The organism is Klebsiella sp. GW_Kp182, assembly GCF_040062275.1.
Classification (GTDB): Bacteria; Pseudomonadota; Gammaproteobacteria; order Enterobacterales; family Enterobacteriaceae; genus Klebsiella; species Klebsiella michiganensis.
The window spans coordinates 40,241-56,457 of sequence record NZ_JBEAFQ010000006.1 but is presented as its reverse complement, the minus strand read 5'-3'; the positions used below and the strand labels follow the sequence as shown (position 1 = coordinate 56,457).

The 16,217-nt window shown below is 47.8% G+C and carries 10 protein-coding genes; 5 read left to right on the top strand and 5 right to left on the bottom strand.

Features of this window, described 5'->3' with window-relative positions; all coding sequences use genetic code 11:
- Positions 1-31 precede the first annotated feature (31 nt).
- Positions 32-649: a Fic family protein gene (locus ABLU88_RS07835; RefSeq protein WP_049069127.1), complete on the top strand. Its 618-nt coding sequence runs from the start codon at positions 32-34 to the stop codon at positions 647-649.
- On the opposite strand, the gene ABLU88_RS07830 is transcribed toward ABLU88_RS07835, so the two are convergent.
- The 5 genes from ABLU88_RS07830 to ABLU88_RS07810 form a co-directional block, all read right to left on the bottom strand.
- Positions 646-816 carry a hypothetical protein gene (locus tag ABLU88_RS07830; RefSeq protein WP_004900141.1) on the bottom strand — a complete coding sequence of 57 codons (171 nt, stop codon included), beginning with the start codon at positions 814-816 and terminating at the stop codon, positions 646-648. The two genes, ABLU88_RS07835 and ABLU88_RS07830, sit on opposite strands and share 4 nt — an antisense overlap.
- Before the next feature lie 398 nt (positions 817-1,214).
- A protein-coding gene (locus tag ABLU88_RS07825) for an IS3 family transposase (protein ID WP_108703685.1) occupies positions 1,215-2,314 on the bottom strand; the annotation gives its coding sequence in 2 pieces (ribosomal slippage) (positions 1,215-2,059 and positions 2,059-2,314; 1,101 coding nt in all).
- A 638-nt stretch (positions 2,315-2,952) separates the two neighbouring features.
- Positions 2,953-3,717, bottom strand: a complete 765-nt coding sequence (locus ABLU88_RS07820) for a hypothetical protein (RefSeq protein WP_348836283.1) — start codon at positions 3,715-3,717, stop codon at positions 2,953-2,955.
- Positions 3,718-3,748: 31 nt separating this feature from the next.
- Entirely contained in the window at positions 3,749-8,281 is a 4,533-nt protein-coding gene (locus ABLU88_RS07815) for an ATP-binding protein (RefSeq protein WP_348836282.1), read from the bottom strand.
- A 476-nt stretch (positions 8,282-8,757) separates the two neighbouring features.
- Positions 8,758-10,542, bottom strand: a complete 1,785-nt coding sequence (locus ABLU88_RS07810; protein WP_046877763.1) for a sigma-54-dependent Fis family transcriptional regulator — start codon at positions 10,540-10,542, stop codon at positions 8,758-8,760.
- 489 nt (positions 10,543-11,031) lie between these two features.
- Between ABLU88_RS07810 and ygeW the strand changes: the two genes are divergently transcribed.
- The 4 genes from ygeW to hydA all read left to right on the top strand — a co-directional run bounded on the left by ygeW (position 11,032) and on the right by hydA (position 16,215).
- Entirely contained in the window at positions 11,032-12,219 is a 1,188-nt protein-coding gene (gene ygeW, locus ABLU88_RS07805) for a knotted carbamoyltransferase YgeW (RefSeq protein WP_004851903.1), read from the top strand.
- A 64-nt stretch (positions 12,220-12,283) separates the two neighbouring features.
- A complete protein-coding gene (dpaL, locus tag ABLU88_RS07800; protein ID WP_064375326.1) occupies positions 12,284-13,483 on the top strand; it encodes a diaminopropionate ammonia-lyase in 1,200 nt (399 codons plus the stop codon).
- Positions 13,484-13,546: 63 nt separating this feature from the next.
- Positions 13,547-14,758, top strand: a complete 1,212-nt coding sequence (locus tag ABLU88_RS07795) for a YgeY family selenium metabolism-linked hydrolase (protein ID WP_004851906.1) — start codon at positions 13,547-13,549, stop codon at positions 14,756-14,758.
- Positions 14,759-14,808: 50 nt separating this feature from the next.
- A complete protein-coding gene (gene hydA, locus ABLU88_RS07790; RefSeq protein ID WP_348836281.1) occupies positions 14,809-16,215 on the top strand; it encodes a dihydropyrimidinase in 1,407 nt (468 codons plus the stop codon).
- Positions 16,216-16,217: the final 2 nt, after the last annotated feature.

Below are 16,217 nucleotides of genomic sequence, written 5' to 3'. Positions count from 1 at the left end.
TTCTTAGCACCCATTAGCGCAGGATGTTCCCATGAGCCGATACCGTATCTCTGGCAGTGAAGGACAATATGAGAAAAACTCCGATGAGCAAGTTCTGGCAAATAAGCTGGGGATTGCTGATTCTGGTGAGATGGACGAAGCGGAGCTTGTGCTGTTAGAGAAGCTCTATCACTGCATTTTTGAAGAGCAGTTTCCAGCAGGGCAGATCACCATTGCTTTGCTGAAAAGCTGGCATCGCCGCTGGCTGGGAAACATCTATGAGTGGGCCGGGCAAGAAAGGACTGTCAATATCAGCAAAGGGGGCTTTATGTTCGCGCCCTCTGCACAGTTGCCAAAACTAATACACGAATTCGACGCTAAATACCTTGCCCGATATACACCATGCACCAACATGAGCGAAGAACAGATCATAGAGGCTATTGCTGTAACCCATGTAGAGCTGATACTCATCCATCCATTCCGGGAAGGCAATGGACGTTTATCACGACTTTTAGCTGATGTGATGGCGGTTCAGGGGGGACACAGGCCGCTGGATTATCAAAGCTGGGAGCAAAACAAAGCCGAATATATTTCGGCTATCCACGCAGGTATGTCAATGGACTACGGCCCGATGTGTTATTGGGTCGGTACTGCGTTAAGACGTGATTAAACAGCAAGACGAAGATGGGCGAACTTTTTGCGCGTCGCTTCAAGCGAAGCTTCGATCTTCTCAGAAGACTGCCCCGTCTCAACGGCGGTTGACGTTGCTACCGAGCGAACAATGTCAGCGCGAGACGGTTTAACGTAATACACCTGCGTTTTCTTGTCATTGCTCATCGCGATTCCTCAGCTATCGAATGTGTAATCTGTACTCATTATATCAAGGTTTCGACACGACTTCACATCATCTGTAGCCCGACGTCATCAAGGGGCCATCTGGCTCTGATACGGGCAGACAACAACTTATCACAGCGTTTGCCATAACGCATGTAGAACGATTCTCATCAATTCAGATAGGAAAGTAGTCAACTTTCACGACTACTGGATGATGTGACGACGACCAGTAGATCGCTTTTTACCCATTCTTAACACAGATCAGAACGTAGAGAACATTCCTCATGACAAGCTCATCGTGTGACCCTGGTGACCCTGTGACCCTGGCCCAAATTCAGTGCAGTGCTAAATCAGAGATCCTCGTCTTTCTGACCCTGGCCCAAATTCAGTGCAGTGCTAAATCAGAGATCCTCGTCTTTCCGGAGACTTCGGATGAATTCAGCCGGAGTCATGTCATTTAATGATGAATGCGTTCTCTCATGATTATATTCCCTGCGCCAGTTGTCGAGTTTGTCCTGCGCATCTTCCAGCGACAGGAACCAGTGAATGTTCAGGCATTCATCCCGCAGACTGCCATTAAATGACTCAATAAACGGGTTATCGGTTGGTTTTCCGGGGCGGGAGAAGTCCATTGTGACACCGTGCTCATACGCCCATTTATCCAGAATTTTCGAAATAAACTCGCTGCCGTTATCTGTCTGAATACGTACCGGCAGGCGCTTGCCCAGCACCCGCAACCCTTCCATCACACCGACCACATCCTCACCTTTCAGCGACTTTCCGGCATGGATCGCCACACACTCCCGACTAAAATTATCCACTACAGTCAGCGCCCGGAAACGTCGTCCGTTAAACAGGTTATCCGACACGAAATCCATACTCCAGCACTGATCGACACCGGTCAGGACCGGACGTTGCTGACGATGTGCTGCACTGACATGCCTGCGCGGGCGTTTTCTGCGCAGGTTGAGGCCTTCCAGACAGTAAATCCGGTGTGTTTTCTTGTGGTTAACAGGCCAGCCTTCCCGCCGCAGCTGAATATGAATACGCGGGCAACCGTAGCGGATCCGGGTTTCCGCTATTTCCCGGATACGCAGGGTTATCGCCCGATCATCCCGCCGGCTCTGCCAGTGGTAAACGGTTCTGCTCTGCATCAGCAGTCCGCATCCCCGTCGGACACTGATACGGTAAGCCTCCCGCAGAAAATGCACCGCCTGACGCTTCTGAGCCGGCCTCAGAACTTTTGTTTCAGTACCTCCTGCAGCATCTCCTTGTCCAGACTCAGGTCAGCCACCAGTTTCTTCAGCCGTTGATTTTCATCCTCCAGTTGCCGCAGACGCCGCAGTTCGGTCACGCCCAGACCGGCGAATTTCTTCTTCCAGTTATAAAAAGTGGCTTCAGAAATCCCCATCTTTCGGCAGACTTCCCCGACACGGGTGCCGGTTTCGGCCTGTTTCAGCGCAAACGCGATCTGTTCTTCGGTATAGCGGGTCTTTTTCATGGCGATGTGCCTCTCTGTGAGATGGAAGAAAGACCGGAGACTTCAGTTTAGTCTGGCACTGTTTTCAGGGAGGAGATCAAAGGTGGGTGCGTTAATCAACAATAAAAATTATGTGGTTAATCATTTGTAATGTCCTCACAATGAACGATTTTCACCACACACAGCATTGTTTATGAGTAGAGACGCTGGTATTGACCTATTCTTTGCTAATTTATGGCTGGGCAAGGCGTTCACATGGTCACATCCAAAATTTTATCAACTTATCAATCTAAATACAGATAAATATAAGACGCTATCTAGCCATAGAATCGAACATCTTTATCTGCGAAATATTGACCTGGCAAAAATAGCAACGGTTTTCTACCGAACCGTCGTCCATCTACCATGTTGCCATTTCGTCAGCAACAGCCATTGAACCACAACAATCGCACGGTATTTCAATCTCGTCGCTTTCTTCATTTTCACAAAATGTACACACGAAATGCTGGAAGTTAAATTTAACACAAAAATTTCCATTATTGTGGAACACTTTACATAATTCAGAGATAATGTTGGGAGAGTCATCTCCCCAACATAATATTAAATGTTATATATGCTATTTTTTATAATTACATTCCTCAACTTGAAAAATAACTTCATCACCAACTTTTTTTTGCAAAAATAATTCTATCATCATTTATAAACAATGATTTAGTATCACTACCAAGATCGCATGGGCTTTTCGAATACATCTCAAATGTATATATAAATTTCTCTGCAAATTTTGATAAATTCTTTTCATACCATGACATAGTATTTTGTGATACTCCATAAATGAAAACAAAAAAAATGCCAAAACTAAAAATCTTGATTAGTATTGTGGATTTCTTTAGATAAATATCATCTTTTTCACTTTTGAAGGGGAATAAAAAATCATTTACTTTAGCATCCAATAATAAAAAATATAGAAGTATAAAAGGAAAAACAATTAAGGCTAAGATATAATATAAAAACAAAGCAATTAAAGCTGTAATGAATGGAATGGTTAAAATAGAAACAATAATTAATGCATGAGGAAAATTAGAAGGCTCAACTCCGCTAACATCATTTAATATGATCCCAGCAATAGATATAGAAAAATTAGTCCCGACAACCAATATTATTGTTAACAATGCTTTCCCTATAACATTTTCATAAATTTTCTTATATAGAAGAATAGCATCATATGCCAATGCAATACACCAAAATACAATAGCCAATAAGAATGCAGACCTGAACATTTGACCATAACTCAATACAAGAAATATTACGTATGTATAGACAAACAATAAAATATAATTTAAATGCAATTTTTGACTAACATTCAAACGAGAATAAAAACACTTAATCCATTCTATCAATAAATATTTTTTCAATCTATCCACCTTAATATCCATATAGTTCACAGATAGTTAATTATGCTCTCTCAGCTGCCTCTAACCATGTATTCACCCCATCAACACCTAAGGCCAACATAGTGTCTTGCAAAACAACTACTCGATATAGCATTTCTCCGTCATCCGATTCTTCCTGCTCTTCTGCTTGTGCAAATAAACGAGTCAATAGCTGCATTAAACTATTATTATAGTCATGCAAATAGGTTTTTGTTGTACGAACATATTCAAGATAAATCTCCGTAGCCTTCAATGCATACAATGGTTCTATGCATGAAACAATATTTAACCATGCGCCAAAATCGAATAAACCAATTTTCGATGGCTCTGAACTCATAGATACTAATGAAAAATAACGCTCTAACACTGGTACAGGTAAAATAATAACCGGCTCTTTCTCTCTAAAAATACTACCCATTGACGCTATTAATACTGAGGAATATTGATTATCATCACTTAACGCAGCGGCTAATCCAGCAAGACATAAATCCCGATGCCGCTGAAAATTCTCATGATGTGTCCAAACATCGATAGCACCTTCCCATGCATCACTATCGCTTAATTCTTTTAATTGTTTGATAAAATCACAATTTTCTATTTTTTCTGACAATACAGCTAATGCAGATATTCTTCCCCATGCTTGCAATCCATCTTTAATATCTTCAGATACAATCTTATTTAACCATGGGGAAACTCTGTCGAACTCATGATAATAGGTATAATAGAGACAACATTCTGCCATATCCCAAAGCCCTTCGCTACCTTTCCGCATTATTAATTCAAATACTCCCCAACCAACTTCAGGTAAAATATTCTGTAAATAAGGTAAACGGCGTAATACTACAGCTCTCACCGCAGGATGATCGTTAGTAGAAAATTGATGTAGTGTTGGTAACAATAACTCAGGCCAAGATATATGTTCTTCATGTAACTTTATTGCCATAACCATAAGGGCATCAGCGATATGCCCTCGAATCATATTAATACCTACGCCAATAAAAGTGACACCATCTCCTGAGATAGGATCTTTTTCTTCCACTGCTAAATAGGGAATAGATAAAAAAGTTATTCTTTCCGCATTATTGATATCTTTTACTACATGCGAACATCCTTGTAGCACTTCGGAAGCAGAGCGGTTTTGCCTCCAATAGACAGAATGTCGTTCCAATTCATCTAAAGTGTTGCTAACTAAAAAATCAATATTAGGTTCATTAATCGGTTTCCAGTCATTATTTTGGCGAAGGTTTCCATAACGATAATTCAAATAATGTGCAACACCATCCATAATATGATTTCGGAACTCTTCATTTATATCCTGCCAGTAAGAAGATAAAAAAAACAAAAATCGTAATGGATCCCTTGAGGATGCCTCACTCAGTTGTTGAGCAACTTCCTCCTCTCCACCAATTAACATGTCGCTAAATGAGTCTCGCCTATACCCATTATAGTGCTCAAGAAGACTGAGAACGCCTTCATTGCTAAGCTCATTAAAAATTTCAAATGAGAACGGAGCTCTTACTATTCCGCACCATCCATTAACATCTGGTTTATGTTCAAGTGGCCAGTTTGAACGAATATATTCATCTAAAATACTTACACATGACGATGAGCGTAAATGGCACGGTATACAAATAATAAACTTGACCTGCTCTTTAAGCATATATTGCCTATGCTCAGGGACATCAGTATATCTCTGAGAAAGAGAAAGTATTATAATCTGTATTGCGTCTTGGGATTCTGAACTCAAATGGATAAAAACTTTCTGAACTAAAGTACCCAATTCATGTGAAAGCTCAGACTTTAATAAATCCGCTTTCAACAGCAAACGAGAGGATATGTCAAGATTAGTTAGCGGAGAATTAATGCATGCTAACAATGCAAAGTAACGAAGTGAACCTTCCAGATTAAAGCATAAACGTTCACGATTGTTTTGCCACCACTCAGAATTGATATTAGCATGATGAATAATAGCAACTTCTAAAGCATCCATCAGGACACGTTGACTATCTTTATGCTCAAAGTCTCTCATTCTGCGATCATCAGAATGAGAAGTTCCACTTAGAAAACCACTTCGATAATTATTTTTTTCTTCATATCTAGAACTCCGCACTTGGCTCCACTGTTCAAGTGTCGATATAGCCCGTTCTAACAAAATAATAGAATTAATCATTCTATTTGAAAGGAATTTATTATCCTTATCACCAAATTCGTGTGGTCGGCACTTAAGTTTATTTCCAAAACGATATGACAGTATGTCTTCATCTTTAACATCAGCAATGATGTAATCCCAAAGCACCGCATCATCGCCCCCCCCTACAGCAACACAGCGAGCAAGGGCTCTACCTAAAAAGCTATATTTTTCTTGTGGGAATTTAAATAACTCCAGCAATAAAGGAGACATCAAATATGCATGATCTTCCTTTATGTTTGATATGGAAACAGCAATCTTACTGATCAATTGTGACTTATCTATCCAATCAGATCTTAATATTTCCATCCAAAAATAAACGACACCTGATGGATCTAGATTTAACCAATGCGCTATACGGTAAGTATGAATTCCTATACCATCAACATCACGCGTGTTTTTTAAAACCGGAACAAGATTCCTTAGCCAAAAATGATGCCATTCAACTTGTGAAGCTTTACTATAAATAACTTGGAAAACATCTCGATGCGTATTACGTAAATCACGTAACATTGGCCAATCATCATCTTGAGGTAATTGCTCAGCAAAACACTCGGCAACTAGGCGACGTATATGAAAAGCATAAGTTCCGGTAAGCACCGTTCGTAACTGTTTTCTAAACTCTTGTCTTCCTTCATTGACAAGCTGTGCAATAAAGCTACGAATAGATGGGCGGACAAAAGGTACTGGAGGGAGATCCTTTATAAAATTATTTAAGGTCAATCCATGACGAATCGCTCTACTAATAACTAATACATCAAGTAACGTTTGATGCCCAAATGTTAATTTATTATCCTCAGTTTCATGCAAAACATTATGACTAAGTAGCATTCTACGAATGTCATCTGAAGCAGTAAATCGTTGAGTTGGTATCGACAGGGTACGAAGCTTTAACATTTCCGTGGCCATATTTTCAAGTGCTATTTTCCCTTCATCACCTAGCGATGGATTCGTCAACATAATTGAATCAATATAGCGTTGAGCTAGCACTTGGCTAGTCACTATATTAAAACTACCATCTCTTTGAGCAAGATTTATAAATAGATCTAACTCACGTGGATTGCTAATTAAATGTCGCGTTATGTTATCAATAGCTGATGAGTCGATTGAGAGTTTTTCAAGCAACGGCATGATTTCACCTTCCCAATCTAACGGCTGGCACTTAAACTCTTTATCCCATGAGCGCTGAGATATACGTCTATCGTAATGTCTATCAAACTCTCTGCAAGCCGTAATAACGGTAACATTTGGAATTAATAACAGCTGATCTATTTGAGCTAAAAAATACGTTAGCACCGTATGTTCTCGAGCTATAGCAAGCACATCAAGTGAATCAATTATGACTATTACATGATAGCTGTCAGCTACACGCGCAATCTTTTCAATCCATTGCTCATCTAATCCTAGAGATTGCCGTTCCTGTGCAGTTTCTAAATCAGCAAACTCTCGCGATTGAATAAATAACGGTAACATAACACTATCAGATTGCGCCAATTGCTCTAATTTCTCCTGCAATTCAAGTAGAATACACGTTTTCCCTGAACCCGGCCCTCCAGTCACTAATATGGAATGGCTCTTGCTTTTGATAGCCTCAATTAATTCACTAACTAAAAGAGTGTCAATGCGATGACCACCAATATCTCTTTGCCACGAACGACCAATCGATGATGTTTTTCTGAATGAATTAAAAATAGATTGAATGTCTGTTGGAGGAGAAATGACACAACCTGACTGAGAAAGAAGATTTATAAGGTCGGTTTTGGTTAAACGCGAGCAAGATGACAGTTTATTATCTTGCGTATCAGCAACTCGCATCCCTTGGTAATCAAGGCAAGTCCAAAGTGAATTAAAAGCTGCAACAGAATTACTCACCAAATATTGTAAGCGCTCTTCTACTGTTTCTCGCATTCGCTCATGAATATCGCTAGTAACAAATTTTGTTCTGGATAAAAGCTCATAACTATTAAAATTAGAAGATATTTTTGCAATTAATTCACTGAGCTTTCTATTTGTCGCTTCATGTACCTTTATCTCTTTTAAAGCAGCATGATAGACACTTTCATCTGGAAAATTAGTACTAAACTCTTGTAAAGCTGCCAGTTCACCAAAAGGGGTACGGGAGTAGAATCTGACTGTCGTAGTAGGATCTTGTATAAGCATTTTAATGGCCTTTTCTAGCTCATCATTAAGATCGGTGAACGACCACGCTCGAAATCCTGTTTGATTTTTTTTGCACTGACAACAAATTATTGTACCGTCAGTCCGCCCTATCACAACGTCATCGACCAGCCATTTCACTGAATCTGTCTCTAACCATTGATAATCAGGATTGGATAACACGGTCAAAGCCCACTCAAACGCTACCAACGTTTGATATCCATCCCCCCTATTAGATTGAATACCAGCTTTACTCAATTGATAGCTCCTTCTGACAGTGAATAGCGTTAGTCGCCCTATGCTAGAATCTTTGTCCTATACAGCTAGTTACTAGCTTGAGTGCTTGTACATGCTATGCTTTTTAAGCATATAACCATACTATAAACGATACATTCGCACTAATAAAACAATAAGTTAAGCTAAAGTAGCTTATGAAGGGCAGCGAAAAAAGATATACCCTTGGTAAGAAGAATAGATGAACATGAGTTGTGATAATTCTCCTCAGATAGCAGCCTCAACTAAAGTGAGTACAGGCATGAGTATAAAAATAACAATCAAAAATAAAAATTTTAAATATAAAAATAATAAATTCACAATCACGATTCAACGTCTAAGCATTTCTTCGCCGTCATGCGATCCACAAAATCCACGCGCTCGCGTGGATTTTTTATTGCCCGCAGTTCCCGTCAGTTCTGACCCGCCGCCAGCGAATATTTCTTTATTTTGCGATACAGCGTGGCGATGCCGATGCCCAGCTCATCCGCCGCCTGCTTTTTATTACTGTAGCGAGAGAGCGCATCGCGGATCATCTGCCGCTCCATCTCCTCCAGCGCCGTCACGTTCTCCTCCTGAGTGAGGGTCGCTGGCGCTGAAGCCGACGACGTCGCCTGGCTCGCCGCTTCACCGCTGCTTAACAGATTCGGCGGCAGCAGCGACATATCGATGATTTCTCCCGACGGCACCACGTTGACCAGGTACTCCATCAGGTTGCTGAGTTCGCGAATATTGCCCGGCCAGCGATAGCGCTTAAGGAAATCGATCACGTCCTGCGCGACGCCGGGATAAACCAGATTGAGACGACCGGTATGCAGATGCAGGAAATAGTGAATCAGCAGTTCAATGTCCTCCTGACGTTCGCGCAGCGGCGGCAGGCGCAGCGGAATCACGTTCAGACGATAGTAGAGATCTTCGCGGAACTTCCCTTCCGCGATGTACTGTTCCAGGTTTTGATTGGTAGCGGATATGATACGAATATCGACCTGAACCGGATGGCTGGCGCCCACCGGCTGAATCTCACGTGACTCAATGGCCCGCAGCAGCTTGGCCTGCAGAGTGAGCGGCATATCGCCAATTTCGTCAAGAAACAGCGTCCCGCTATTGGCCGCCTGAATCAGGCCGGTCTTACCGTTTGCCGATGCGCCGGTAAACGCCCCCTTCACGTAGCCAAACAGTTCGCTTTCTAACAGCTGCTCGGGTATCGCGGCGCAGTTAATCGCGATAAAGGGCTTCGCGTGGCGATCGCTGAGCTTGTGGATAGCGCGGGCAACCACCTCTTTCCCGGTCCCGCTTTCACCGGCAATCATTACGCTGGAGGGGCTCGGGGCCACGCGGCTGATCAGCTTTTTGAGCTGCCGCATAGGTCGACACTCTCCGACCATCGCTTCAATCTGCGGCCCTTCCTGCCCGCAGCTGAAATCGGCCGAAGAGTGCGACTGATGGAACGCCATTAAAAATAACCACTGATCCTGCACCGCGTGCAGCTGGCCGATAATGAGCTCCTTGCGATCGTCAAAGGAGATAATGTGCTGCATATGGCCGTGCTTGAAATTATCTTCGAAAGTCAACGGCTGAAACTGGATTGACTTACCAATCACCTGTCCCTGAGTGACGCTCATTATTTTCAAAGCGGCCTGGTTGGCAAATTTGACTCTTTGATCGTTGCCCACGACCAGTACGCCCTGATCCATATTTTCGATCATGGTTAAAAATATTTTATGGATATTGTCGCCGACCGCCCGCTCCTGCAAAAAGCGGGAAACGAATATGGTTGAGACATGACGAACATAATCAGAAAACTCCTGGATATTCGCATTTATACGTTCCTGCTGCTCGCGCGTCAGCGCAACCAGGCTAATAACGCCGACGCAGCGGTCGTGATACATCACCGGCGTGCCAAGAAAGGCTTTCTCTTCGCATTTCTCCTTATTGTTACAGTCTTTACACAGGGGGTCGAAGCGGGAGTGGGTAACGACCTTCTCGGTCTGTGTTTCAATAATGTAACGCAGAAGCCGTGAATTTGAATTTAATTTATAGCCAATCTGTTTACTATAAGCGCCAGTTCCGGCGACCCGGTATAATTCGTTATCAACAATCTCGACCTCCAGCTGCAGCACGCTGGATAACATCCTTGCAAACTTTTGAATTGTAGGCTGAATCTGCATTAAAATGGAGGGTGCTTTGGACGGTATCATGTCTATCGGCCTTCTATTATTGCTCACCTGTTCGGCGTCAAGCGAAGCGGCTTTATTTATCTGCGGGGAATGATACCACTCCTTTTAGCCACCCGCGTTGATATAGATAGGGCCAATTCCCCCACCTTATCTTAAATATGCAAGAGCTATCACAGTTTCTTATCATTATGATAAATTTGCAGCGGTTTTTATCATATTGGCGCAATGTGAAGATGAGAATCGCATTATTTACGGCGGCAACCCGCGCCTGTCCCGCTGAAATGGACGGCGGGGGAAAAATTTCACCTTTCTCTTCCCGGGATAACTCGCCTGAATTCGTGACAGACCTGGCATAATCTTAACTATTCAATCCTCTCCGCCGCCTCTCCCGGAGGATTTGGCACGCTTATTGTTAGTGGTAATACAGCGCTGGCAGTCGCTAATTCGGCAACTCTGCATATCCGACCGCACAGCAATCAATAAGCCGTCATTCACGACCAGGATTGAAACATGAAAACTGTTAACGAACTGATTAAGGATATCAATAAACTTAACTCTCATCTCAGTGAGAAAGACTTTCTGCTGACCTGGGAACAATCGCCGGATGAGCTGAAACAGGTGCTGGACGTCGCCGCCGCGCTAAAAACGCTACGCGCTGAAAATATCGCCACCAAAGTGTTTAACAGCGGATTGGGTATTTCCGTGTTCCGCGATAACTCAACCCGCACCCGCTTCTCCTATGCCTCCGCGCTTAATCTGTTAGGTCTGGCGCAACAGGATCTGGATGAGGGGAAATCGCAGATTGCCCACGGCGAAACGGTCCGTGAAACCGCCAACATGATCTCCTTCTGCGCCGACGCCATCGGCATTCGCGATGACATGTTCCTTGGCGCGGGCAACGCCTACATGCGCGAAGTCGGCGAAGCGCTGGACGACGGCCACAAGCAGGGCGTCCTGCCGCAGCGACCGGCGCTGATCAATCTGCAGTGCGATATCGACCACCCGACGCAATCCATGGCCGATCTCGCCTGGCTGCGCGAGCACTTCGGTTCGCTGGAGAATCTGAAAGGTAAGAAGATCGCCATGACCTGGGCCTACTCGCCGAGCTATGGCAAGCCCCTCTCGGTGCCGCAGGGCATTATCGGCCTGATGACCCGCTTCGGTATGGACGTCACCCTCGCCCACCCGGAAGGGTACGACCTGATCCCTGACGTTATCGAAGTGGCAAAAAACAATGCCCAGGCCTCCGGCGGCAGCTTCCGCCAGGTGAACAGCATGGAGGAAGCCTTTAAAGACGCCGATATCGTCTATCCGAAATCCTGGGCGCCGTACAAGGTAATGGAAAAACGCACCGAGCTGCTGCGCGCAAATGACCATGAAGGTCTGAAGGCGCTGGAGAAAGCCTGCCTTGAGCAGAACGCCGGCCATAAAGACTGGCACTGTACGGAAGAGATGATGAAGCACACCCGCGACGGTGACGCGCTGTATATGCACTGCCTGCCGGCGGATATCACCGGCGTCTCCTGCGACGCGGGCGAAGTCACCGAGGGAGTCTTCGAGAAGTACCGGATCCCGACCTACAAAGAGGCCAGCTGGAAGCCGTACATCATCGCCGCGATGATCGTCTGCCGCAAATACGCGAACCCGGGCAAAGTGCTGGAGCAGCTGCTCAAGGAAGCGCAGAAACGCATCAAATAATCCCCAGGCTGGCCTGCGGGCCAGCCCCACGACTTTCGCATTTCAAAAAGGATAAGGATCGAGTATGTCTGCTTTCTCACTGAAAATGGATATTGCCGAAAACCGTTTTTTTAACGGAGAGATTTCACCGCTGTTTTCACGCCAGCAGGCGCAGCAGGCTCGCCGCTTTCATCAAAAGATCGCCGGCTATCAGCCTACGCCGCTGGTGGCGCTGAACGAACTTTCCGCGCTGTTTGGGGTACAAAAAATCCTCGTTAAAGATGAATCCCGGCGCTTTGGCCTCAATGCCTTCAAAATGCTCGGCGGCTCTTATGCTATCGCCCGGCTGCTGTGTGAAAAATATCATTTAGATATCAACGATCTCTCCTTCGAAACGCTCAAATCCAGCATCAAAGAGAAGATGACGTTCGCCACCACGACCGACGGCAACCACGGCCGCGGCGTGGCGTGGGCAGCCCGCCAGTTAGGCCAGAACGCCGTCATCTATATGCCGAAAGGCTCCGCGCAGGAGCGGGTTGACGCCATACTGCGCCTCGGCGCCGAGTGTATCGTCACCGACATGAACTACGACGACACCGTCCGCTTTACCATGCAGACCGCGCAGAAAAACGGCTGGGAGGTGGTGCAGGACACCGCCTGGGAAGGCTATACGAAAATTCCGACCTGGATTATGCAGGGCTACGCCACCCTCGCCGATGAAACGGTAGAACAGCTCTCCTCAATGGGTATCGCCCGTCCGACGCACGTGCTTCTGCAGGGCGGCGTGGGGGCGATGGCGGGGGGCGTGCTGGGCTACCTGGCCGATGTCTACGGCGCGAAGCATCTCCATTCCATTATCGTCGAGCCGGAGCTGGCCGACTGTCTCTACCGCTCTGCGCTGAAGGGCCAGATCGTCAACGTCAGCGGCGATATGACCACCATTATGGCCGGTCTCGCCTGCGGTGAGCCCAACCCGCTGGGCTGGGAAGTGCTGCGCAACTGCGCCACGCAGTTCGTCTCCTGTCAGGACGCCGTCGCCGCCCTCGGTATGCGGGTGCTGGGAAACCCGGCGGGCCAGGATCCGCGCGTTATTTCCGGCGAATCCGGCGCCGTCGGTCTCGGCCTGCTGGCGGCGATTTATTTCCATCCGCAGCGCGAAGCGCTGATGCACAAGCTCAAGCTGGATAGCGATTCCGTGGTGCTGGTGATTAGCACCGAAGGCGACACCGACGTTAAGCACTATCGCGAAGTCGTCTGGGAAGGCAAACATCCGGCCGCGCAGTAGCCGATTGATCAACATTCCTCCCGCCCGGCGGGACCCCCGTATTCAGAACTGGAGAACATCCTTATGGCTAAGCAAATTCCGTTCAACGCGATCCTGGAAAAATCAAAACAATACGAAAAAGAGATGACCCGCTTCCTGCGCGATATGATCGCCATCCCCAGCGAAAGCAGCGATGAGAAGCGCGTGGTGCACCGTATCAAAGAGGAGATGGAGAAAGTCGGATTCGACAAAGTGGAAATCGATCCGATGGGTAACGTGCTGGGCTACATCGGCCACGGCCCGCGTCTGGTCGCCATGGACGCGCACATTGATACCGTCGGCATTGGCAACATCAAGAACTGGAACTTCGATCCGTACGAAGGTATGGAGACCGATGAGCTGATCGGCGGACGCGGCGCGTCTGACCAGGAGGGCGGAATGGCCTCCATGGTTTACGCCGGTAAAATCATTAAAGATCTGGGCCTGGAAGATGAGTATACCCTGCTGGTGACCGGTACCGTTCAGGAAGAGGATTGCGACGGCCTGTGCTGGCAGTACATTATTGAACAATCCGGTATACGTCCGGAATTCGTAGTCAGCACCGAACCTACCGACTGCCAGATTTACCGCGGCCAGCGCGGGCGTATGGAGATCCGCGTGGAGGTTCAGGGCGTCAGCTGCCACGGCTCCGCCCCGGAGCGCGGCGATAACGCCATCTTCAAAATGGCGCCCGTTCTCACCGAGCTGGAACAGCTTTCGCACAAGCTGGGCGATGACGAGTTCCTCGGCAAAGGCACCCTGACCGTTTCCGAGATTTTCTTCACCTCGCCGAGCCGCTGCGCGGTAGCGGATAGCTGCGCCGTCTCCATTGACCGCCGTCTGACCTGGGGCGAAACCTGGGAAGGCGCGCTGGAAGAGATCCGCGCGCTGCCGGCGGTGAAAAAAGCCGCCGCGGTGGTCTCGATGTACAACTACGAGCGCCCCTCCTGGACCGGCCTGGTCTACCCGACCGAATGCTACTTCCCGACCTGGAAAGTGGAAGAGAACCACTTCACCGTCCGCGCCCTGAGTAACGCCTACGAAGGTCTGTTCGGCAAAGCTCCGGTGGTGGATAAATGGACCTTCTCCACCAACGGCGTGTCAATTATGGGCCGCCACGGCATTCCGGTTATCGGTTTTGGGCCAGGGAAAGAGCCGGAAGCGCACGCGCCAAATGAGAAAACCTGGAAATCGCATCTGGTGACCTGCGCCGCAATGTATGCCGCCATCCCGCTGAGCTGGCTGGCTACGGAGTAATTGTTCGTCCTGTCTGCCGCCGCGCTCTGCGGCGGTATGTTGAGGTTTCTATGCGCGTACTGATTAAAAATGGCCTCGTCGTCAACGCCGACGGACAGGTAAAGCAGGACCTGCTCATTGAAGATGGCCTCGTCAAGCGCCTTGCCGATTCTATTGAGGCAGAACAACCCTGCGAAGTGATTGACGCCGAGGGCTGCTACGTGATGCCCGGCGGCGTCGACGTTCATACTCATTTCAATATTGACGTGGGGCTCGCCCGCAGCTGCGATGATTTTTTTACCGGAACCCGGGCCGCGGCCTGCGGCGGCACCACCACCATTGTTGATCATATGGGCTTTGGCCCCGTCGGCTGCCACCTGCGCCACCAGTTCGAAGTCTATCGCGGCTACGCCGCCTATAAAGCCGTTATCGACTACAGTTTTCACGGCGTTATCCAGCACGTTAACCACGGCATTCTCGACGAGATCCCGATGATGGTGGATAGCGGCATCAGCAGCTTTAAGCTCTATCTGACCTACCAGTACAAACTCAGCGATGATGAGATATTGCAGGCGATGCGCCACCTGCAGCGCGCCGGCGCGCTGACGACGGTGCATCCGGAAAACGATGCCGCCATCGCCCAGCGCCGGGCGGAATTTATCAACGCCGGTAAAACCGCGCCGCGCTATCACGCCCTGAGCCGCCCGCTGGAGTGCGAGGCGGAAGCCATCGCCCGAACGATCAACCTCGCGCAGCTGGCGGGAAACGCGCCGCTGTATATCGTGCATCTTTCCAACGCCCTGGGCCTGGAGTACCTGCGCCTGGCCAGAAGACGCCACCAGCCGGTGTGGGTGGAGACCTGTCCGCAGTATCTGCTGCTGGACGAGCGCTGCTACGAGCGCGAAGACGCGCTTAACTATCTGCTCAGCCCTCCCCTGCGCAACGCCAGCAACAACGATGCGCTATGGCGCGGTATCCATGATGGAGATATTGACACGGTCGCCACCGACCACTGCGCGTTCTCTGCGCAGCAGCGCAGGCAGATCTCCGGCGGCGACTTTAGCCGCTGCCCGAACGGCCTGCCGGGGGTGGAAAACCGGCTGCTGCTGCTGTTCTCGCACGGCGTGATGACCGGGCGCATCACCCCTGAGCGCTTTGTGGCGCTCACCAGCGCCAACCCGGCGAAGCTGTTTGGCCTGTGGCCGCAGAAGGGGCTGCTGGCGCCCGGCGCCGATGCCGACGTGGTTATCATCGATCCGCAGCGTACCACCACCATCCGTCATGCCATGCTGCACGACAACGCCGACTATTCACCCTATGAAGGCTTTATCTGTCAGGGCGCGATTCGCCAGACGCTCTCCCACGGCAGAGTGATCTTTGATAACGGCACCTTTACCGGCATCGCCGGACAGGGCCGCTTTTTACGCCGACAACCCTTTTCCACCGCTCACCAGGCCGTCAGCGGAACAGAAACGTAATG